This window comes from Actinomyces qiguomingii (assembly GCF_004102025.1).
Taxonomy (GTDB): Bacteria; Actinomycetota; Actinomycetes; order Actinomycetales; family Actinomycetaceae; genus Actinomyces; species Actinomyces qiguomingii.
On record NZ_CP025228.1, the window covers coordinates 3,185,619 to 3,207,231 of the forward strand.

The 21,613-nt window shown below is 67.2% G+C and carries 16 protein-coding genes; 13 read left to right on the forward strand and 3 right to left on the reverse strand.

What is annotated here, in order from left to right:
* Positions 1–936 carry a carbohydrate ABC transporter permease gene (locus CWT10_RS13410; RefSeq protein WP_103063085.1) on the reverse strand — a complete coding sequence of 312 codons (936 nt, stop codon included), beginning with the start codon at positions 934–936 and terminating at the stop codon, positions 1–3.
* A gap of 93 nt (positions 937–1,029) precedes the next feature.
* Between CWT10_RS13410 and CWT10_RS13415 the strand changes: the two genes are divergently transcribed.
* Positions 1,030–2,187, forward strand: coding sequence for an ROK family protein (locus tag CWT10_RS13415; protein ID WP_103063084.1), 1,158 nt, complete (start codon positions 1,030–1,032; stop codon positions 2,185–2,187).
* A 50-nt stretch (positions 2,188–2,237) separates the two neighbouring features.
* On the opposite strand, the gene CWT10_RS13420 is transcribed toward CWT10_RS13415, so the two are convergent.
* Positions 2,238–3,191: a sugar-binding transcriptional regulator gene (locus tag CWT10_RS13420; protein ID WP_103063083.1), complete on the reverse strand. Its 954-nt coding sequence runs from the start codon at positions 3,189–3,191 to the stop codon at positions 2,238–2,240.
* A gap of 217 nt (positions 3,192–3,408) precedes the next feature.
* Here CWT10_RS13420 and CWT10_RS13425 point away from each other — a divergent pair, with 217 nt between their 5' ends.
* From CWT10_RS13425 to CWT10_RS13440, 4 genes are all read left to right on the forward strand, one after another.
* Positions 3,409–4,869, forward strand: a complete 1,461-nt coding sequence (locus CWT10_RS13425) for a PTS mannitol transporter subunit IIBC (RefSeq protein WP_103063082.1) — start codon at positions 3,409–3,411, stop codon at positions 4,867–4,869.
* Entirely contained in the window at positions 4,866–6,140 is a 1,275-nt protein-coding gene (locus CWT10_RS13430; protein WP_199176337.1) for an alcohol dehydrogenase catalytic domain-containing protein, read from the forward strand. The genes CWT10_RS13425 and CWT10_RS13430 overlap by 4 nt, the downstream gene beginning before the upstream one ends.
* Before the next feature lie 137 nt (positions 6,141–6,277).
* Entirely contained in the window at positions 6,278–7,990 is a 1,713-nt protein-coding gene (locus CWT10_RS13435; protein WP_103063081.1) for a DNA repair helicase XPB, read from the forward strand.
* 643 nt (positions 7,991–8,633) lie between these two features.
* On the forward strand, positions 8,634–9,008 hold the full coding sequence (locus tag CWT10_RS13440; RefSeq protein WP_103063080.1) for a DUF192 domain-containing protein: 375 nt from the start codon (positions 8,634–8,636) through the stop codon (positions 9,006–9,008).
* 863 nt (positions 9,009–9,871) lie between these two features.
* Here the strand turns inward: CWT10_RS13440 and CWT10_RS13445 are convergent.
* Positions 9,872–10,099 (reverse strand): hypothetical protein, encoded by a 228-nt coding sequence (locus CWT10_RS13445; protein WP_103063079.1) that lies wholly within the window; start codon positions 10,097–10,099, stop codon positions 9,872–9,874.
* A 408-nt stretch (positions 10,100–10,507) separates the two neighbouring features.
* Here CWT10_RS13445 and CWT10_RS17705 point away from each other — a divergent pair, with 408 nt between their 5' ends.
* The 8 genes from CWT10_RS17705 to CWT10_RS13480 all read left to right on the forward strand — a co-directional run bounded on the left by CWT10_RS17705 (position 10,508) and on the right by CWT10_RS13480 (position 21,472).
* Positions 10,508–10,633, forward strand: coding sequence for a hypothetical protein (locus CWT10_RS17705; protein ID WP_269843775.1), 126 nt, complete (start codon positions 10,508–10,510; stop codon positions 10,631–10,633).
* Positions 10,634–11,157: 524 nt separating this feature from the next.
* Complete coding sequence (locus CWT10_RS13450; RefSeq protein WP_103063077.1) at positions 11,158–11,616, forward strand: L-rhamnose mutarotase; 459 nt, start codon at positions 11,158–11,160, stop codon at positions 11,614–11,616.
* 41 nt (positions 11,617–11,657) lie between these two features.
* Positions 11,658–12,941 (forward strand): MFS transporter, encoded by a 1,284-nt coding sequence (locus CWT10_RS13455; RefSeq protein ID WP_103063076.1) that lies wholly within the window; start codon positions 11,658–11,660, stop codon positions 12,939–12,941.
* Positions 12,942–13,020: 79 nt separating this feature from the next.
* Positions 13,021–14,211, forward strand: coding sequence for an L-rhamnose isomerase (gene rhaI, locus CWT10_RS13460; protein ID WP_103063075.1), 1,191 nt, complete (start codon positions 13,021–13,023; stop codon positions 14,209–14,211).
* Positions 14,212–14,278: 67 nt separating this feature from the next.
* On the forward strand, positions 14,279–15,844 hold the full coding sequence (locus tag CWT10_RS13465; protein ID WP_103063074.1) for a rhamnulokinase: 1,566 nt from the start codon (positions 14,279–14,281) through the stop codon (positions 15,842–15,844).
* An 89-nt stretch (positions 15,845–15,933) separates the two neighbouring features.
* Positions 15,934–17,061, forward strand: coding sequence for an alpha/beta hydrolase (locus tag CWT10_RS13470; protein WP_103063073.1), 1,128 nt, complete (start codon positions 15,934–15,936; stop codon positions 17,059–17,061).
* Positions 17,062–17,164: 103 nt separating this feature from the next.
* Positions 17,165–17,980, forward strand: a complete 816-nt coding sequence (locus CWT10_RS13475) for a class II aldolase/adducin family protein (RefSeq protein WP_103063100.1) — start codon at positions 17,165–17,167, stop codon at positions 17,978–17,980.
* Between the two features lie 330 nt (positions 17,981–18,310).
* Positions 18,311–21,472: a glycosyl hydrolase gene (locus CWT10_RS13480; RefSeq protein WP_103063072.1), complete on the forward strand. Its 3,162-nt coding sequence runs from the start codon at positions 18,311–18,313 to the stop codon at positions 21,470–21,472.
* The last annotated feature ends 141 nt before the right edge of the window (positions 21,473–21,613 follow it).

The following is a 21,613-nucleotide window of genomic DNA, read 5'->3' on the forward strand; positions in this document are numbered from 1 at the left end:
TCACCCCAGATCCGATTCCGCCGCCCGCGAGGCGCGCAGCTGGATGAGCGTCATGATCAGGATGATCGCCAGCAACACCACCGACATGGCTGCGGCGTAGCCCATCTGCCCCTGCTGGAACGCCTTTTCATAGATGTAGAAGTAGATAACCCGGGTGGAGCCCACAGGACCTCCTTTGGTTGCGACGGCGACGGTGTCGAAGATCTGGAAGGAGCCGATCATCGATACGACGACCACCATGACCAGCACCGGTCTGATCAGTGGCAGGGTGATGGAGCGGAATGTGCGGGCGGTTGAGCAGCCGTCCAATTCGGCGGCCTCATAGACCATGTGTGGCACCGTTTGCATGCCCGCGAAGATGAGCAGCGCCGTGTAACCCATGTTTCGCCACGAGTTGACCAGCGCGACGGTGATGATCGCCAGGTCGGGGTTGCCGTAGAAGGCGATGGGCCCCAGGCCCAGTGCGCCGAGAAGATGGTTGAGCAGGCCGACGTTGGGGTCCAGGACGAACAGGGTGATCACCGCGATGGTGACATTGGGCACCAGCCAGGGCACCAGCAGCAGGGAGCGCACGAGTGTGGAGTGGCTGATGCGTTGCATCAGCAGCGCGATCCCCAGGCCGGCGGCGGTCTGGGTGGTTATGTTCACCAACACGTAGGTGGCCGTGATCACCAGGCTGTGCAGGAAGTTCTCATCACCCAGGAGCCGGCGGTAGTTGTCGAGCCCGACGAAATGCGGCTGCGTGATCAGGTCCCAGTCGGTCAGGGAGATCTGCAGCCCGCGCACCATGGGCACCAGGTAGAAGACCAGGAAGCCGATGAGTGCGGGGGCCAGGTAGGCGTAGGCGGTCAGCGCCTGGCGGCGGCGCAGTGCGCCGTGCCTTGTCAGCCGCGGTGTGGGCGCGGCCTGAGTGTCGGTCGGAACGAGGTCTGTCATCCTTGAGTCCTCGGGAGGAGTTGCAATGACCAGATTAAAACGCTACTTACTTATTAAAGTCAAGTCCGTTCGTCCCCCTGCCTGGAGACTGTCGTGAAGGCACCCCGCCGCATCCAACGCCGAGCCAACATGTCCGCCGTACTGCGCCATTGCCTGAGCGGCCCGCAGACCCTGGCGGATATCGCCGCCTCCACTGGCATCACCCGACCCGCGGCCGAATCGGTGGTGACGGACCTGATCGAGCTGGGCTGGCTGGCTGAGACAGCCGTGACCCCGCGCACTCCCCGACCGGGTCGCCCGGCCACCTATGTGGGACTGAACCCGCACGCGGGCCGGGTCCTGTCGCTGGATATCGGCGCACACCACGTCACCGCCGTAACCGCCGATCTGACCGGTGCCACGCTGGCGCGCGAGCGCATCGAGCTCGCCGAGGACCTACCGGCGCGAGGCAGGCTGGATCGATCGATCCAGCTGGCACAGCAGGCGCTGGCGCGCACCCCCGAGGCGCCCTTGTGGACCTGCACCGTCGCCTCACCGGGAGTTGTGCACGACGGGTGCGTTGCCTACTTCGGCGGGGACGGCATGCCCGGGTGGCAAGGCATGCAACTTGAGTCCGCGATATCCGCTGCCCTGCAGACGCGGGTGCGCAGCGCGGGCGATTGCGCCCTGGGGGCCCGCGGCGAGTCCTGGAAGGGCGCCGCCGCCGCCTTCGACGACGTAGTCTTCATCCTCGCCGGTCGCCGCACCGGCGCCGCCAGCGTCATAAACGGGCGCGTACATGAGGGGCTGCGCGGGGCGGCCGGCCTGATCGGTGAGCTACCGCAGCTGCGGTGGCGCGAGCTGGAGGACGAAACCTTCGCCGACGCCCTGTACGACGGCCAGACTCCGCGCCGCGAGGACTTGTTCACCGCTGCCCGCGCGGGCGAGCAGCGAGCGTTGGCCGCGCTGGATGAGTACGCCGAGGTGCTGGCCACGGGAACCGCCGCCATGGTGCTCGCGGTGGCACCTCAGATGGTGATCGTCGGCGGCGTGTTCTCCGTCCACGCAGACCTGTTCCTGCCCCGCTTCACGCGCCGGCTCGGCGAGCTGTGCCCCTTCCCCCCACAGGTGGCAGCATCCCGCCTGGGCGACGACGCCGTCGTTATCGGCGGAGTGAGGCTCGCCTTGGACGACATCTTGGACGGCATCGACACGATCGTGCGGGAGGCCGATTTCTTCCCCTCCACCTCACCGGCAAGCCTTTGGCAGTAGGCTCCGGCCCGGGTGTGTCCCGTTGACGGGCTCATCCCCCGAAGGCGCTCCTAACGGTTAATCTCCCGCCCGGCGACGGCGGGGCCGTCGAGTAGCATCTGCGCGGTCCGCCTGTCGGTGACCAGAGATGTTATGAGGCCGGAGCGGGCAACCGCCCGCATGGCAGGCACCTTACGGACGCCGCCGGCGACGGCGAGCACACGCGGGGTTCGCACGAGCTGCTGCGCAGTGATCGCGATGCAGCGGCTGCGAGCGGCACAGGGGACCACTCGTCCGTCGTCGTCGATGAATATGCCCAGCATCTCGGCACGGGCCCCGCCGGACTCGAGCTGCTGCTTGTCCGCATCGCTGAGGGCGTCCATCAACTGGGTCACGGGCGGATCCCAGGAGCCGATCGAGACGACGGCCAGCGACAGCTCGGCATAGGCGGCCAGAACCGAGGCGATGGCAGGATCCCGGCGCAGCGCCTCCGCCGTCTGCGGAGAGTCGACGAACATCGGCGCGAAGATCGACAATGTGGTAGAGCCCGAATGGGTGGAGACCGAGCGGAAGATGTCGACCGGCGACAGGGCGAAGTCGGCACCGACAGCACCTGTTAGGGCAACGACCCTGACATCGGCGAGGGACCCCACATGCGCGCCGATCTCGGCGATGGTACGCCCCCAGGAGAAACCGATGGTCTCCCTCCGGCCGACCAGCGAGGAGATCTCGACCGCCGCCGCCCGAGCGAGCGCCTGGCGATTGGCGGCCTCGCCCTCGGCCCCGGGCACAACCACGCAGTCACGCAGGTTGAGATGGGCGGCAACACGCTCCGCGAGCGCCTCATCGGGACGAGTCGGCTCAACGATGCGAATCTGCACGATGCCGGTCTCACGGGCGGTGTCGAGCAGGCGCGCCACCTTGAACCGCGAAATGCCGAATCTCTCCGCGATATTGACCTTCGCCTCGCCGGCCTCATAGTAGGCGCGGGCCACGGCGATCATCAGGCCGGTGTCGTCAGGCACGGCGCCTCCTTGCTCGTTTGAGCAAGCGTATCCGTTCCGAGCGGTCTTGACGGACACCACAGCACACCATTATTGTTCTCCCATACGAGCAATGATGCTCATATGAGCACGGGAAGTCCGACATGATCGCAGTGGCGGCCCCGAAGCGCACTGGCGCCTACATGCTCTTGTCCGAGTCCTGCTCGCCAAACGCCCCATCGCCAGGAAGTGACCACGCATGACAACTCGCAAATCCACTCCGTCCCCGCCCTCGGGACGCGCACGCCTGCAAGCATTCGGGGGCTTCCTGACCGCCATGGTCATCCCCAACATGGGCGCTTTCATCGCCTGGGGTTTGATCACCGCGCTGTTCATCCCCGACGGCTGGATCCCCAATGAGAGCCTGGGCACGCTGGTCGATCCGCTCATCAAGTACATGCTCCCCCTGCTGCTGGCGTACTCGGGGGGCAACCTTGTGCACGGCCAGCGCGGCGGGGTCGCCGGCGTAATCGGGACCATCGGACTCGTCGTCGGTTCTGACATCCCGATGTTCCTCGGCGCGATGGTCATGGGCCCACTCAGCGCCTGGATCATCAAGAAGTGGGACGGACTCATCCAGCCGCGCATCCGCCCCGGCTTTGAAATGGTGGTCAACAACTTCGGCCTGGGCATCATCGGATTCATCCTGTGCATCATCTCCTTCAGATTCATCGGCCCCATCATCGAATCGCTCAACACCGCACTGACCTGGGTGATCAACGCTCTGGTGAACACCGGTGTGCTCCCCCTGGTCGCCGTCCTCAACGAGCCCGCCAAGGTGCTGTTCCTCAATAACGTCATCGACCAGGGCATCTACTACCCGCTCGGCATGCAGGCAGCCCAGACGGCCGGCAAATCGATCTTCTTTGTACTGGCCTCCAACCCGGGCCCCGGCCTGGGTCTGCTCCTCGCCTACTGGCTCTTCAGCGGCAACAAGATAATGAAGGAGACCGCCCCGGGCGCCGTGATCATCCACTTCCTCGGCGGCATCCACGAGATCTACTTCCCGTACGTGCTCGCCAAGCCGATCACCCTGCTCGGCATGATCGCCGGCGCGGCCTCGGGGATCGCCACCGCCCAGGTCTTCGGTGCCGGTCTGGTGGCCGGCCCCTCCCCGGGGTCCATCTTCGCCTACATCATGCTCACGCCCCGCGGCAGCCACCTGGGAATTATCGCCGACGTGATCGTCGCCACCCTGGTGTCCTTCCTGGTAAACGCGGCCCTGTTGCGAGCCTCCGCCCGCAAGGACACCGCCGTCGGCGCCGCCGAATTCGAACAGGCGCAAGAGCGCAGCGCCGCCATGAAGCAGGAGGGCAAGGGCCTTCTCGCGGCCGTAACGGCCAGCGGGGCGCCGATTGCGACCCGGGCCATCAGCAAGGTCATCTTCGCCTGCGACGCCGGCATGGGCTCATCCACCATGGGCGCCAGCCTGTTCCGCAGACGGCTTGAGGAGGCCGGTATCGACGTCGAGGTCGGCAACACCGCCATTGAGAGGGTCCCCAGCGACGCGGACGTCATTGTCACGCACAAGAACCTCTCCGAGAGAGCGGCCAACGCCAATCCGGGCGTTGAGATCGTTGCCATTGAGAACTACCTCTCCGATGCGCACATCGATGACCTCTACTCCCGGCTCGAGTCCCAGCAGGAGGCGGACAAGTGAAGACCAGGGCCGTCTACATCGCGGGCGCTCACAGGGCGGTTCTCACCGAGAATGAGCTCCCGCCGCTTGGGCCCCGGGAGGTCCTCATGAAGGTAGCGGCGTCGAGCATGTGCTACTCGACCTATAAGGCGTACTCCCTCGGCGCCGCACACAAGCGCGTGCCCGACGACGTATCCGAGAACCCGGTCATGACCGGCCACGAATTCAGCGGAGAGATCGCCGAGGTCGGCTCGGGACTGACCGATCACTACCAGGTCGGGCAGCGCATCGTCATCCAGCCTGCCATGGGGCTGCCCTCCGGCTACTCCCCCGGTTACAGCTACCCGACCTACGGCGGGGACGCCACCTACACGATCGTTCCCGAGATCGCGATCGACAAGGGTGCGATCCTTCCCTATGAAGGCACCTACATGGCCAATGGCTGCCTCGCCGAACCGCTCATGTGCATCATCGGCGCCTTCCATGCGAGCTACCACACGACTCAGTACGTCTACGAGCATGAGATGGGTATCAAGAGGGGCGGGGCGCTGGCTCTGCTGGGCGCGGCGGGCCCCATGGGCCTAGCCGCCATCGAGTATGCACTCAGCGGTCCTTACCAGCCCGGGTTGATAGTCGTCACCGACATCGACCAGAGCCGTTTGGAGCGCGCGCAGCAGCTCCTTCCACCCGAGCTGTTGGAGGGCACGGGCCGCCGGCTCGTGTACCTCAACACAGCGGACTGCGAAGACGCCGTAGGCCTGCTGCGCAGCCAGACCCCGCACGCTGCGGGCTTCGACGACATCATGGTCTTCGCCGCCAGTCGCCCCCTGCTGGAGATGGCGGATCGGCTCAAGGGCTGGGATTGCTGTCTGAACTTCTTCGCCGGGCCGACCGACAGGGAATTCTCTGCAACATTCAACTTCTACGACGTCCACTACGAGTCTGCGCACGTGGTCGGGACCTCCGGCGGGGCACGATCGGACATGCTAGAGGCCCTCCGGATGACCGCCCAAGGCAAGTTGAACCCCTCCCTGATGATCACTCATGTGGGCGGGCTCGATGCCGTTGCCCACACTTTGGAACATTTCAAGGAGATTCCCGGTGGGAAGAAGCTCTTCTACCCCTGGGTGACAATGCCGCTGGTGGCACTCGCTGATCTGCACACCCACGCCGCCCAGGACCGCAGATACGCGGCACTGGCCGACATCGTCAAGGCCAATAACGGCCTGTGGTGTCAGGAGGCGGAAGTGTTCCTCCTGAGGCACTTCTCCCGACCGGCCGGGCCCGACTGAGACCTGCGGGTCACCCGCCGCCACATCGACCGAACTCGGCACGTAACTTCCACCGAACTCGGTGAAGGGGTCCGCTGCCGGTGAAGGCGTCTGCTGCGTCACGGCGCGAGCCCCGCCGTCCTTGTCATACTCCGCCCATGTCAGATTCCCGGCCCTCCCCCTCGCTGCCCGACGGTCCACTGATCGTCCAGAGCGACAAGACGGTTCTGCTGGAGGTCGCCCACCCCGCCGCCGTCGACGCGCGCCGTGCCATCGCGCCCTTCGCCGAGCTTGAACGCGCCCCGGAACACATTCACACCTACCGGATCACTCCGCTGGCCCTGTGGAATGCGCGCGCCGCCGGACTGGACGCCGAGACGGTGATCCACGTCCTGATCACCTACTCGCGCTTTCCGGTGCCGCATTCGCTGCTGACCGAGATCGCCGAAACCATGGGCCGTTACGGCCGGTTGCAGCTGGTGACAGACCCGGCGCACGGGCTGGTGCTGCACGCCACCGACGCCCCCGTCCTGGCGGAGGTGATGCGCTCCAAACGCACCAAGGGCCTGCTGGGCGAGCCCCTGGGAGACGCTGACGTAGTGGTCCATCCCTCCGAGCGCGGTCACCTCAAGCAGGTACTGATCAAGCTGGGTTGGCCGGCAGAGGACCTGGCGGGCTACGTCGACGGCGAGGCGCACCCGATCACGCTGCGGGATTCGACGGCGGACGTGGCCGCGGGGGTCGAGGGCGCCTTCGCACTGCGCCCCTACCAGAGCGAGGCGGTCGACTCCTTCTGGGCGGGCGGTTCCGGCGTCGTCGTCCTGCCGTGCGGTGCGGGCAAGACCCTGGTGGGGGCGGCGGCTATGGCCCGCTCGGCCACCACCACGCTGATCCTGGTGACCAACGCCGTCTCGGCCCGCCAGTGGAAGCAGGAACTCATGCGCTTCACCTCCCTGACCGAGGATGAGATCGGCGAGTACTCGGGCTCACGCAAGGAGATCCGCCCGGTCACAATCGCCACCTACCAGGTGCTCACCACCAAGCGGAAGGGCGTCTACCCGCACCTGGACCTGTTGGACGCGCGCGACTGGGGGCTGATCATCTACGACGAGGTGCATCTGCTGCCGGCCCCTATCTTCCGCATGACGGCGGACCTGCAGGCCCGCCGTCGGCTGGGACTGACCGCCACACTGGTGCGCGAGGACGGTCGGGAGGACGAGGTGTTCTCCCTGATCGGCCCCAAGCGCTACGACGCCCCGTGGAAGGACCTGGAGAATCAGGGATGGATCGCCCCGGCCGTGTGCACGGAGGTGCGGCTGACGTTGGACGCCGGGGAGCGGATGGCCTACGCCACCGCCGAGGCCGATGAGCGCTACCGGCTGGCCGCCTCCACGCCGGCGAAGCTGCGGATCGTCGAGCGTCTGCTGGCCCGACACCCCGGGGAATCGGCGCTGGTGATCGGCCAGTACGTGGACCAGTTGGAGGAGCTGGCCGAGCACCTAGGGGCGCCGCTGATCACCGGGGCGAGCACGGTGCGTGAGCGCCAGCGCCTATATGAGGCCTTCCGCTGCGGCCAGGTGAGCACGCTGGTGGTTTCCAAGGTCGCCAACTTCTCCATCGACCTGCCCGGCGCGTCCGTGGCCGTGCAGGTGTCGGGCTCCTTCGGGTCGCGGCAGGAGGAGGCACAGCGACTCGGGCGGATCGTGCGCCCCAAGGAAGACGGGCGGCAGGCGCACTTCTACACGGTGATCGCCCGGGACACGGTGGACCAGGAGTTCGCCGCACACCGGCAGCGCTTCCTGGCCGAGCAGGGCTACGCCTATGAGGTCATCGACGCCGAGGACCTGGAGGATCTGCAGGCGTCCAGGTAGACGGCGCAGCTGGGGGCATTGGCAACCGTCAGGGCCCGTGGCTTATAGGGTGGAAATGCGGCTCTTCGCGTTTAGGGGTGTGGTGGTGGGTGGGGGGTTTGCTACGTATCTGGGTCCGGCCTACATTCAGGCTGATTCAGCACTCGGCACAGGGGGTGCTGTGATGGCCTGGTATCCCATGAAAACGCCCAGCCGCGGGGGAACTGGGCACTCATCTCGGCGGCCCGGCCAACCCGGGCACCTGGTTACCGCCCCCACCACTTGCCAACCTAACCGATGCCGACCACTCGCGGCGAGGCGTCCGCGGGAACCGGACGCTTCAGCTTCGCCCTAGGGCCGTGAGCAGGAACCAAACAGGCCTCGATGCCAGAGGCCGGAGTCATCTACTACGCCGGTTCATGCTGTAGTACGCCACTTAGGTCTTTGTTGAAGGACTAAAAACCCTTCAACACAGGTCTAACCGGCGTAGCAGACACCGAAGGAGCGCACCCAACAGTCAACCGACGTAGCAGACGGCACCATGACGGAGCGAGCACCCAATACACCCCACACCCACCCAGCCACCACGCCCGAACAGCCAGTTTCACCGGAAGCTACTCGGCCACCACATGACATCCATCTACCCATATGAGAACGTTACCCTATGACGACATTCAGCCCCGTTTGGGCCGACGAACGTACCGAATACGTTCTCACCATCGACGGCGAACCAACTACACGAGTCTGGGTTGCCCACACACGCAAGGAGCGCAACACCGGCCTTCTGGGCACGGATGCCCTCGACGGCGCGTTGTGGATCAAGGCATGCAACTGGGTACACACCTTCGGCATGCACTACGCCCTCGACCTGGTTTATGTCGGGCGCCGCGGCCGCGTCGTCGCCGTCGCCACCACGCCACCGGGACGCCTTTGCCTTCCCCGGCTGACTGCGCACGCCACCGTGGAAATGCCCGCAGGTATGGCAGCCCAACTCAACATCACACGCGGAAGTGTCGTTGGCGTAAAAGCCCGCGCATAAATGCGGCGCACGGAGTCATTCCACACGCGTGACGCCTTGTAGTCGGCGGCTTGATTGACACCTCTCCGGCGCTCGTCCTGCCTGCTGCTAGTCGATCGTGGCGGTGAGCATCGTTTGCCAAGCAAAACTGGCTCTTCCGGTCGAGGCCGTGTTCGCCGAGTTCGGTCGAAATAACCATCGAGTTCGGTAGATATGACCATCGAGTTCGGTAGATATGACCATCGAGTTCGGTTGGCGGGGCCGGCGGGGCGGGGGAAGTGTCCAGAATCGGGGTGGTGGGGCGCCCCCTGGGGAGATCAACCCTGGGTTGGTTTCAGTGGTTTTGATGTCGTGCCGCCTTGGTGGCGGCAGCCCAATGTGCCGCTGTTTGGTGGGTGTGGGCTGTTGGCGTGTTCATTGGCGTGTGCCGGATGCCCAATCGTGGGAGTGCTGGGTGACGGATCGAAAGTGGAACGTACGGACTGTCTGGCCCTGTGCCCGGGGTCGGTGGCACCCATAGGCCCCCGGGCGATGGTGTGCAAGACGGCCGTTCATGTCGATTTTCGACCCCGGGGTGCGATTCACGACCACCCCGGGGTCGTAAACCACACCCCAAGGTCGAAAACCAGCACCTCACGCCCCACAGCACGCTCCACCGCAACAGCGACAGACCGCCCTCAAACACCAGGGGCCCCTCAAACACAGGAACAGCTTTCGGACATGGCAGACCACGCCCGAACACGGGACGGCGCCTTCGGACACCGGACGGCGCCTTTGGCCGCGGGAGAGTTCCGCCCGGACAGGCCAGAACACACCACCACACCACCAAACACGAAGGCACTTTATTGCCATTAATATCGTAGACAGTAAGACCCGGCTGGTCGTCACAGAGTAGATTCTCGGCCTGCGGCGTAGGACCGTAGGGAGCGGTCGGTGGACAGGGACTCCGCAGTCACCACGCCCGCGGCCAACGCCGATGCCTCCGCCGGTACCGCGGATCGTGAGGCCCGGGCTGAGGCCATCTCCTCCGGATCAAAGGTGCCGATACCCAGGGGAGTGTCGTCGGAATCAGAAGAGCACGCCACCAGGGGCGGGCAGGCCAGCAGCAGCACCAGCGCGCCTGCGGCAGCACACGCAGTCCGGGTGAGCCAGTCAGGAAACGAGCCATGGGCAACCACGATATGGCCGGAAACGATATGCAGGCCGCCGGCCGGGTGAGCCAGTCAGGAAACGAGCCATGGGCAACTCCTCGCACGTACGGGCCTCACGCGCCTCCTGGACGGTGGCGGCCTTAGCGGTCGGGCAACTCCTCGCGCGTATGAGCCTCACGTCATCAGGATCTTGTGTGGTCTCCCACGCCCATATGTCACGCGCAAGCAACCTGGCGGTCCGCAGACGTCTTGCGCAGCTCTTGACCGCGCACTATCGAGGACTGCATCGTTCGCATTGAAACGGTCCACCGCAGTCACCCACTCGCACCTCAGCTTCCTGCTGCGGCACAGACCGAACCAGGACGCTCCATGACCGACTCGACCACCGACTCTCCGGCAACCGACGCTACGCCGACTCCAGCCGCCCACGCCACCGCTCCGACTGCCGCGGCCGCCCCTGCCGCCGTCCCGCCCGCATCCAGTTGGACCGTCTAACTGCCGTGGGACCGTCTAACTGCGGTGGGACCGTCTAACTGCGGTTGGACCGTCTCAGCCGCACTCTCAGACGGTCCAACTGAAGAAACGCGGTCCAACGGCAGAAACGCGGTCCATCTGGAGGAGCGGGGCCCGGACCGAGGAGGCCGACGGCAGACCCTCCCCGCGACACACCGACCCAAGACACCACGTTCGCGCTGATGACCCGTAATGGTTCAGTGCGCGCTGGGGCGCGGCGCCCGTGTCCGGCCGATGAAGTCGCGGTCGACCGCCGCAGGACGTTGTCGGACGGACAAGGACGAGTTCAGGCCGACGAGGACATTGCCGGGCCAGACGGGTCGTTGTCGCTGCCGGGTGGGGGCGCCCGAGGACGTGGGTTAGACCTACAGGACGCGGGCTGGCCGCCGAGGACACCCCTTGACTCACGCCCCACGCCTGAACTACAGTAACGCATATTGAAACGGTTCACACCGCCGTCAACGCCTCGCCTCCGTGCCGCGGCACAATCCGAACAAGGACGTTCTATGACCGACTTCCCGACCACCGACCTTCCGGCAACCGGCGTCCCGCCTACCCCGGCCGTCGACGCTGCCGCTTCGGCTGCCGGGGCCGCCTCCGCCGTCATCCCAACCGCCTTGGCCGAGCTGCTGGACACCACCTCGGCCCGCTCCTCCCGCCGCTGCTGCTTCCTGCTACACGTGCGCCCTGACCGGCTCACCGAGTACGTCGAGGTCCACCAACACGTGTGGGAGGAGATGCGCCAGGCCCTGACCCGCTGCGGATGGCGTAACTACTCGCTATTCCTGCGCCCCGAGGACGGGCTCGTCGTCGGCTATTTCGAGTCCGACGACGTCGACGCCGCCCAGGCCGCCATGGGCGATGAAGAGGTCAATACCCGCTGGCAGGCGGAGATGGCCCAGTACTTCGTCCAGCCCGACGGTGGCACCAACGAGATCCTGCCCCAGTACTTCTACCTGCCCTGACGCACCCCATCCACCCATCTCCCACACGCAAGGAGCAGTCCGTGGCCCGCAAACCACTTACCGGCTGGAAAGCGACCGCCGCCGTCGCCATGTCGAATTACATCGACTCCGGCTCCATCATCGCCATCGCCACCTCGCTCGGCTTCTGGGGAGCCGCCTACTTCCCAGATGACAACGGACGGATCGCCGGTCTGCTGGCAGCCTTCAGCTCCAATGCCTTCGGCGCCGCCATCGGTGCACTGATCGGCGGCCCCCTGTGCGACAAGTACGGCCGTAAATTCATCTACACCTACGACCTGCTGCTGTACGCGCTCGGCGGCCTGATCGTCGTGTTCACCGTCAACCTACCGATGCTGTTCACCGGCTTCGTAATCGTCGGTCTGGCCGTGGGCGCCTCCGTCCCCGCCGGCTGGACCTACATCGCCGAATTCGCCCCCACCGGTCAGCGCGGCAAGCACATCGGCGCCACCCAGCTGGCCTGGTCCTTCGGCCCGTTCATCGGCTTCGGCCTGGCGGCCGCCCTCGCCCCACTGGGTCTGCTCGGCAGCCGCATCGTCTTCGCCCATCTAGTCGTAATCGCCCTGATCACCTGGTACATCCGGCGAGGACTGGAGGAGTCCGAGACCTGGCAGAACGCCAAGGGCGGAGCACAGGCCAAACCGCCGTCGATGTGGTCGGCCTTCCACAAACTCTTCAGCCGCCGTGTCAACATCACCGCGCTCATCTTCCTGGCCGTGATCTACACCTGCTGGAACCAGGCGGCCTCCCAAAACGGTATCTTTCTGCCCACCATCCTCGGCTCCATGGGCTACGAGACCATACAGACAGACCTGTTCTCCATGCTGTCGTGGGGCTTTGTGATCGTATCCACCTTCGTCTTCATGAACCTGGTGGACCGCGTCCCCTACCGCTGGCACTACCTGGTGGGCGGCCTGGCTGCCATCGTCTCCTGGATCATCCTGGTCTTCGGCCCCTCCGACGCCGCCTGGACCGCCTTCGGCTACACCATCATCTGGGGCCTGTCCGCCGGCCCATCCGCCCAGGCCTTCTACTCCGTGTGGTCACCCGAGCTCTTCGCCACCCCGTACCGCTCGGCCGCCCAGGGCATCGTCTTCTTCGCGGTGCGCCTCGCCTCCGGGCTGATCTCACTGATCTTCCCAGTCATCCTCAAGTGGGACAACGGCCTGATGATCGACGGTCTCATCCTCATCGGCTTCCTCATCATCTCCACGCTCGTGGGCACCATCGGCGCCCCGAGGACCCAGGGCAAGTCCCTGGAAGACATCGAAATGGAGCGTTACGGAGAGCACGTCACCAACGCCTGAGTCCCCACCGCCGGCCAGGCATCCGACCAGCACGACCAGCACGACCAGCACACACCAAACTCACGAAAGAGAGAACACCATGTCCGCAACCACCCCCTCGCTATCAGACCTCACTGCCGAGGCCCGCGGTCTGCTTGAAAGCCAGACCATCGAGTTGCCCAGCTGGGCATTCGGCAACTCCGGCACCCGCTTCCGCGTCTTCACCACCGCCGGCGTACCCCGCGACCCGTATGAGAAGATCGACGACGTCGCCCAGGTCAACAAGTACACCGGCGTCACCCCCCGGGTTTCCCTGCACATCCCGTGGGACAAGGTCGACAATTATGAGGCGCTGCGCGCTCACGCCGAGGACCAGGGCGTCACCATCGGCACCATCAACTCCAACGTCTTCCAGGACGAGGACTACAAGCTCGGCTCCCTAACCAACTCCGACGAGCGCATCCGCCGCAAGGCGATCGACCACCACCTGGAATGCATCGACATCATGCGCGCCACCGGCTCGCCGGCCCTGAAGATCTGGCTCGCCGACGGCACCAACTACCCCGGCCAGGACTCCATCCGCGCCCGCCAGGACCGCCTGGCGGAGTCCCTGGCGGAGATCTACGCCGCCCTCGACGACGATCAACAGCTGGTGCTGGAGTACAAGTTCTTCGAACCGGCCTTCTACCACACCGACGTGCCGGACTGGGGCACCAGCCTCGTGCACTGCCTAGCGCTGGGAGACCGAGCCAAGGTCGTCCTCGACACCGGCCACCACGCCCCCGGCACCAACATCGAGTTTATCGTCGCGCAGCTGCTGCGCCTGGGCCGCCTGGGCGCCTTTGACTTCAACTCACGCTTCTACGCCGACGACGACCTGATCGTGGGCGCCGCCGACCCCTACCAGCTGTTCCGCATCATGAATGAGATCGTCGCCGCCGGCGCGCTCGCTCCCGACTCCGGGGTCAACTTCATGCTCGACCAGTGCCACAACCTGGAGGAGAAGATCCCCGGCGAGATCCGCTCCGCCACCAACGTGCAGGAGGCGACCGCCAAGGCCCTGCTGGTGGACCGTGAGGCGCTCGCGCAGGCGCAGCGCGCCGGCGACGTCCTGGCCGCCAACGATGTGTTCGTGGACGCCTACAACACCGATGTGCGCCCACTGCTGGCCGAGCTGCGCGAGTCCCAGGGGCTGGCGCCCGACCCGATGCGCGCCTTCCTGGACTCCGGCTACCTGGACCAGATCCGCTCCGAGCGCGTCGGCGGCACCGCCGCCGGCTGGGGCGCCTGAAACTCTAGGTGGGGTCGGGCACCGCCGCCCGACCCCACCAACCCGCGTCATACAGAAGGAAACCACCATGACCAACGCCCACCCCATCCACATTGGGGCCGTCGACCTGGGCGCCTCCTCCGGGCGCGTCATGGTCGGCACCATCACCGACGGCCGCATCGAACTGACCCAGACGCGCCGCTTCACCAACCGCCCCATCCCGCTGCCCGGTCCCGGCGGCGAGCGCCTGTACTGGGACGTGCTGCACCTATGGGATGAGATCCGCGCCGGCCTGCTCGCCGCCGTGCGCGATGTCGGTCCACTCGCCGCCGTCGGCATTGACACCTGGGGCGTGGACTACGGCCTGCTGGACCCCGGCGGCCTGTTGGCCGGACAGGTGAGCGCTTACCGTTGCCCCCGCACTCGGGGCGTGCCCGAGGAAGTCTTCGCCGCCATCCCCGCCACGGAGCTTTACGCCGTCAACGGCCTGCAGGTACAGGACTTCAACACCCTTTTCCAGCTGGTGGCCACCTCCCGCGACGGCGGCCTGCCCCGTGCCACGGCTCCGGACGACGGCGGGGTCGCCTCGGCTGCCCCGGGCACCGGCCCCGCCCAGCGCACCATGCTGCTGCTGCCGGACCTGTTCACCTATTGGCTCACCGGCAGGCCGATCGCCGAAATCACCAATGCCTCCACCACCGGCCTGGTCGACGCCCGCCAGCGCACCTGGTCCGCGCCGCTGCTTGAGCGCCTGCGCACCGAGTTGGGGCTCGACCTGGACGGCGTACTGCCGGGCATCGTGGAGGCCGGCACCGTCGTCGGACCGGTGCGCCGCGACGTCGTCGACGTCTTCGGACCCGCCGGCGCCCCAACTCCGGTGGTGGCCGTCGGCTCCCACGACACCGCCTCCGCGGTGGCGGCCGTGCCCGCGTCCGGAAGCGACTTCGCCTACATCTCCTGCGGCACCTGGTCGCTGGTGGGCCTGGAGCTGGAGGCGCCGGTGCTCAGCGAGGCCTCCCGGCGGGCCAACTTCACCAATGAGCTCGGCGTGGACGGCACCGTGCGCTACCTGAAGAACGTCATGGGCCTGTGGGTGTTCAACGAGGCCGTGCGCACCTGGCGCGAGCAGGGCCTGGAGCTGTCCTACCGGGACCTCGACGCCGCCGCCGCGGCCTCCGAGCCGCTGCGCACCGTCGTCGACATCAACGATCCGGTCTTCTTCGCACCCGGAGACATGGCCGCCCGCATAGACGACTACGCCCTCCACACCGGCCAGCCGCGCCCGCGCAGCGTAGGTGAGTACGTGCGCTGCATCGACGACTCTCTCGCCCTGGCCTACCGCCGTGCGGTGCGCGAGGCCACCGAATTGTCCGGCAGACAGGTCGGTGTCCTGCACATGGTGGGCGGCGGCATCAGCAACCGGCTGCTGTGCCAGTCGGCCGCCGATGCAACCGGCCTGAAGGTGATCGCCGGGCCCGTCGAGGGCACCGCCCTGGGCAATATCGTCGTCGCCGCCCGTGGCGCGGGGCTGATCGAGGGAGACCTGACCGCGCTGCGGCGGATCGTGCGCGCCTCCTGCGACGTCACCGAATACGCGCCCGACCCGGCCACGGCCGCCGGCTGGGAGGCCGCCGAGCGCCGACTGCAGGGCTGAATCGTCTTGCACCCACCCGCGCCCCACGGCATGCGGAAGCCGCCCGCACGCCCGCCACACCACCCGCTTGATTGCCTTGGAGAAGAGTCATGACAGATACCCCCACCAACGGCGCCGTCCCGCCGACGCCGCAGCCCGACACCACCCGCGACGGCGTGCCCGTAGCGCCGCTGGCCGGCGGCTTCCTGCCGCCCTACGCCGACCGATTGCACCTGATCGCCGACTTCCCGACTCCGCGCGCCGAGAACCTGACCGCCGCCGACCCCGCCGCGGCGGCCGGAGCGCCCTTCTCCGCCGAGGCCTTGGCGGCGATGGAGGCATGGGATGCACGCTTCGGGGAGCCGGAGCCCACCCGCGCGCTCGTCGAGGAGCGCGAGCTACCCGGCCCGCACGGACCGATACCGGTGCGCATCTACCGCCCGGAGCCCGGCTGGACTCCGCCCGCTGCCTCGCCGGCCACGGATGCGGGCCTGCGCGCCGGACTAGTGTGGTACCACGGCGGCGCCTTCATCGGCGGTGACCTGGACATGCCGGAAGCCGACGCCGTCTCCCGCGGACTCACGACCCGCACCGGCACGACCGTCATCTCGGTCTTCTACCGGCTGTGCACCGGCGGCGTCCATTACCCGGTCCCGCACGACGACGCCTACGCCGCCTACCGGTGGGTGCGTGAGCACGCCGCCGAACTCGGCATCGATGCCGCTCGCATAGCCGTCGGCGGGGCCAGTGCGGGTGGAAACCTGGCCGCCGGGGTGACGCTGCATGGCGTCGACCAGGCCGCCGCCCCCTGGCAGGCGCTACTCGCCTACCCGGTGGCCCATGGCGGACATTGGCCGGCCCCCAGCCCGGAGCTGGGGGCGCGGTTGGAGCAGATGCCGCAGATCCTGCGGTTCCCAGCCGACATTATGGCGGCGATGAACACCAACTATCTCGGGGCTCCGCTCGACGCTGCCGCGAGCACACCGACCTATGCCTTCCCCGGGGACCTGGACACCACCCGGCTGAAGGGCTGGCCGGCCACCTACATCGAGAACTGCGAGAACGACGACCTGCGCGCCTCCGGCGAGGCCTTCGCCCGCCAACTGCGGCAGGCCGGCGCCGACGTCGAGGTGCTCACCTGCGCGGGCGTGCCCCACGGGCACCTAAACGCCGTCGGCAGTCCCCTGACCTCCGCCAGCCTCGACCGCTTCGCGGCCCGGCTGGGTCGCGCCGTGTGAAACCAGCGGCCACGACCGCCGTCGGCGGGCTCCGCACCTACCACCCCATTGACCAACGACTCCCCAGAAACAAACACCGAAAGGACGATTCACCGTGACCGCCATGCCCCTGTCGGAGATCCTCACCCAGATGGGCGCCGCCGGAGGACGCCTGGACCACATGGGCGCCGTCGAGGCCGGCGCCGGCAACATCTCCGTGTCCATCAATGCCTCGGCAAAACAGCTGGGCCTGGCCGACCGCTTCCCGCAGGTCTCCCCCGGCACCGAGCTGCCACTGCCCGCCCCGGCACTGGCCGGCCGCACCGTACTGGTGACCGGCTCGGGCTGCCGTCTGCGCGATGTCGCCGAGTCCCCGGAGGCGAATGTCTCCGCATTCGTCGTGGACGAGGGGGGCGTAACCGGCACCTGGTACACCCACCCCGACCGTGCCTACGTGCGCCCCACCAGCGAGTTCAACTCCCACCTGGCGGTCCACAACGACCAGGTGGCGCAGCGCGGCGTGGACTTCCAGGCCGTCATCCACGCCCAGCCGCCCTACCTGGTCCAACTCAGCCACATCAAGGACATCCGCAACACGGCGGACTTCAACCGCCGCCTCCTGCGCTGGGAGCCCGAGACGATCGTCCAGCTCCCCCAGGGCATCGAGGTGCTCGACTTCATGGTGCCCGGCTCGGCCACCCTCATGGAAAACAATGTGCGCGCCCTGCGCGACCACGTGATCGTGCTGTGGTCCAAGCACGGCATCATGGTCCGCTCCGACGTCGCCCCCCTGGCCGCCGTCGACAAGGTCGAGTACGCCGAGACCGGCGCCATGTATGAGGTCCGCAACATTATGGCCGGGGGCCTGGGCGAGGGCGTCACCGATGAGGAGCTGCGCGCCGTCGTCGAGGCCTTCAACGTCGACACCGACCTGTTCTGACCCTCCGCTTCCCTCCCCCTCTTATCTTCTTCTTCCACCGAGGTCGGTCGAAATAACCACCGAGGTCGGTCGAAATAACCACCGAGGTCGGTCGAAATAACCACCGAGGTCGGTCGACGTTACGCCGCGGGACCGGCTGCTCCCAACAGGGTTCAGCCAACCCCGCGGCAGGTTCCAAACTGTCCGAATTCGGCATAAACGGGTTCCTGACTCTCAAAAGCCGTTCGCAGACAGTTGGAATCATACGGTTTCTGTTCTGGCGTAGCGGGCGCCCACCGCCGTTTATGCCGAACTCGGACATTTCCCCAAAGGATATCAAAGGAGATTCTCATGACCGAGCCCACCAAGACCCCCGCTGGTGAGGTTGCGCGAGATGCGGCCCCCGCCGCAGGGCCCGCCCAGTCATCCGCGTTGGACGCGCTGCGCGCCGCCATAGCCGAGCCGCCCATCGAGTACCGGCCGGAACTACGCTGGTGGCTGGCGGAAGGGCTGCACACCGACGCCACCATCCGCCACGAGATCGCCGCGGCCCACCGCCTCGGCTTCGGCGGCATGGAGTTCCTGGCCATGCCCGAGGAGAACATCGACTCCTCCCGCTACGGCTGGGGCAGCGAGGAGTGGACCCACGACTCCCACACCATCGTCGCCGAGACCACCGCCCGCGGCATGTCCTTCTCCTTCACCTCCGGCACCAACTGGTCCAACGCCAACCTGCCCACCATCACCCCGGACGACCCCGCCGCCGCCCAGGAGCTCAACGTCGCCCATGAATCCGTCCGCGGCTCGCGCTCGGGCCCTTTGCCGCGCATCGATCTAAACGCCGACCGCGGCGCCGGCGGGCTACCGGGCTCCCGGGTGGCCCCGCAGCGACAGCACTTCATCGCAGCCGTGGCAGGCGTCGTCGTCCCGGATCACACAGATGCGTCCGACGACGCCGCACTCGCCACCGGCCCGAACTCGCCTTCCGCGTCCGCTGCCGGCCCGACCGGAGCCCACTCCCCCACCGCCCAGCAGCCCGCGCCGATCCTCGACGTTGACACCCTCACTGACCTGACCGCCCACGTGAGCGGACCGGAGGGGGCAGAGGCGCTAGACTGGATGCCGCCGGATTCTCGCGACTGGCGCCTGTTCGTGTTCTGGATGCACGGGACCGGACAGACCGCGAGCCCGTCGGCGAGCGTCAACTACACGGTTAACTACCTGGATCGCGACGGCGTCGACGCCGTGATCGACTACTGGCGCGACGTCGTCCTCACCGACGCCCTGAAGTCCGACATCGCCCGCAATCCACGCGCACAGATGTACATGGACTCCCTGGAACTGAACACCTGGGGCGAGGGCGGCATGTTCTGGGGCCGCTGCGTGGCCGAGGAGTTCCGCACCCGCCGCGGCTACGACATCACCCCCTGGCTGCCGCTGCTCATCCGGTCGGCGCCACTGATGGCGGTGTCCACCCGGTACCACTTCGAGCCCGATGCCGCGAACGCCATCGAGGTCGCCAAGGTCCGTCACGACTACGTGGCCACGCTCACCGACCTGTACATCGAGCACATGCTCCAGCCCTTCGCGCAGTTCCTGCACGAGCAGGGCATCGCACTGCGCGCGGAGATCTCCTACGGACTGCCCTTCGAGCTGACCCGCCCGGGCGTGGCCGTCGACGGCATCGAGACCGAGTCCCTGGAGTTCGGCGCGCAGATCGACGCCTACCGGCTCATGGCGGGGCCGGCGCACCTGCTGGGCAAGCAGTACTCCTCCGAGACCGGGGCGACTACCCGCAACCACATGCTGCCCCACCGCTTCTACGACCAGATCATCAACACGCAACTGGCTGCCGGCATCACCAAGACCGTCCTGCACGGCTGGTCCAGCCCGGCGGGCGCCGCGGGCAGCACCGAGTGGCCCGGCCATGAGGGCATGCTGCCCATGTTCTCCGAGCGCTTCGACACCCGTCAGCCCGCCGCGGAGTTCTATCCGCTGTGGAACCGGGCCGTCGGACGCATGCAGCAGGTGCTGCGTCGGGGCCGGCCGCGCATCGACGTCGGCATCCTGCGCACCGACCACTTCACCGACAACTCCTCCGGCATGATGTTCTACGACGGCGAACGCCGCATCCCGGACGAGGTCGCCTACGGGCGCATGTGGATGCGCGATCGTCAGAATCACTGGTGGCGGGACCTGGGCATGCAGGACGCCGGCTGGGGGTATGAGTTCTTCGACGGCTCGCTGCTGCTGCGCGAGGAGGTGACCTTCGCCGACGGCGTCGTCCAACCGGACGGTCCCGGTTACCAGGCCCTGGTGGTCTATCAGGAGGCGCTCGACGCCGACGTCGCCGCCCGGCTACTCGACTGGGCGCGCACCGGCCTGCGGGTACTGATAGTTAACGGGGCAAGCGAGCTGAAGCGGCTGGAGACCGGCGAGTACTTCCACTATGCGGCCGCGGCGGCGCGCACTCCCGGGCGCGATGGGCGTGACGAGGAACTGGCTGCGACCATGGCGGCGCTGAAGGCGCTGCCGAACGTGGCCGAGATCGACGATCCCGCCCACACCGTGGAGGCGCTGCGGAGCCTCGGCCTCATCGGCTACCACGAGTTCGCCGTCCCGAACCAGAACGTGCTCGCCTACGAGCGCATCGACGGGGACCTGACGCACGTGTACGTCTACCACTTCCTGTATGAGACCGGGCAGGACACCGAGGTGGCGTTGCACCTGCCCGGCGCTGGCAGGGCTTATCGGCTAGACCAGTGGAGCGGCCGGTTCCACGAACTGGGCGACGCTCACACCGAGCCGATCGGGCAGGATCACTCCGATGTCACCGTCGTCCCAGTCCGCCTGCGCCCGGGCGAGGCCGCCGTCATCACGCTCGACCGCTCCGCCCCTGCCGCCACCGGCGAAGGCGGCCCCTCAGGGACCGCAGGTACTCGGCGCGCGGACGACGCCGTCGTCGCCGAGCTCTCTGACTGGGAGATCACGGTGGACTCCTGGGACGCCGGCCCCGATGAACTGATCGAGGAGGACCGCGGCCTGGGCTACGTGACCCGCGAGGTCCGTCCGACCACAGTCGTGACCCGGCTGCGGGCCGACTCCAGCGCGCTGGCGCCGTGGAAGGACCTGGACGGCGTCGGCCCGGAGGTCTCCGGCGTGGGCGAGTACCGCGCGGCATTCACCCTCGACGCGGTGCCCGCGGGACGCCTGCTCCTCGACCTCGGTGACGTCTGCGGGGGTCTCGGGTCGGTAAGCGTGAACGGGAGTGCGCCGGTCGGCTTCGACACCTCCGCGACACGCGTGGACGTGACCGGCCTGCTGCACTCGGGCCGCAACGACGTCGTCGTGCGCGTGTCCTCCTCGCTGTCCAACCGGCTGCGCGCCCGCGGCTACTACGAGAACATCGCCGACATCTCCGCTTCTCTCAACGGCATGGGAGAGGTCACGCACGAGGTGCCGGTGCGCGAGTACGGCCTGCTCGGGCCGGTGCGCCTGCTCGCCGAGAGCTAAGGGGGCGCCGCGTCGTTTCGACCGAACTCGGCAGTAACGTCGACCGAACTCGGCAGTAACGTCGACCGAACTCGGCAGTAACGTCGACCGAACTCGGCAGTAACGTCGACCGAACTCGGCAGTAACGTCGACCGAACTCGG

Bases quoted from the DNA above. Each gene is read 5' to 3' on its own strand.
- CWT10_RS13410 (WP_103063085.1), bottom strand. From the start codon at position 936: ATGACAGACCTCGTTCCGACCGACACTCAGGCCGCGCCCACACCGCGG.
- CWT10_RS13425 (WP_103063082.1), top strand. From the start codon at position 3,409: ATGACAACTCGCAAATCCACTCCGTCCCCGCCCTCGGGACGCGCACGC.
- CWT10_RS13435 (WP_103063081.1), top strand. From the start codon at position 6,278: ATGTCAGATTCCCGGCCCTCCCCCTCGCTGCCCGACGGTCCACTGATC.
- CWT10_RS13440 (WP_103063080.1), top strand. From the start codon at position 8,634: ATGACGACATTCAGCCCCGTTTGGGCCGACGAACGTACCGAATACGTT.
- CWT10_RS17705 (WP_269843775.1), top strand. From the start codon at position 10,508: ATGACCGACTCGACCACCGACTCTCCGGCAACCGACGCTACGCCGACT.
- CWT10_RS13450 (WP_103063077.1), top strand. From the start codon at position 11,158: ATGACCGACTTCCCGACCACCGACCTTCCGGCAACCGGCGTCCCGCCT.
- rhaI (WP_103063075.1), top strand. From the start codon at position 13,021: ATGTCCGCAACCACCCCCTCGCTATCAGACCTCACTGCCGAGGCCCGC.
- CWT10_RS13465 (WP_103063074.1), top strand. From the start codon at position 14,279: ATGACCAACGCCCACCCCATCCACATTGGGGCCGTCGACCTGGGCGCC.
- CWT10_RS13470 (WP_103063073.1), top strand. From the start codon at position 15,934: ATGACAGATACCCCCACCAACGGCGCCGTCCCGCCGACGCCGCAGCCC.
- CWT10_RS13475 (WP_103063100.1), top strand. From the start codon at position 17,165: ATGCCCCTGTCGGAGATCCTCACCCAGATGGGCGCCGCCGGAGGACGC.
- CWT10_RS13480 (WP_103063072.1), top strand. From the start codon at position 18,311: ATGACCGAGCCCACCAAGACCCCCGCTGGTGAGGTTGCGCGAGATGCG.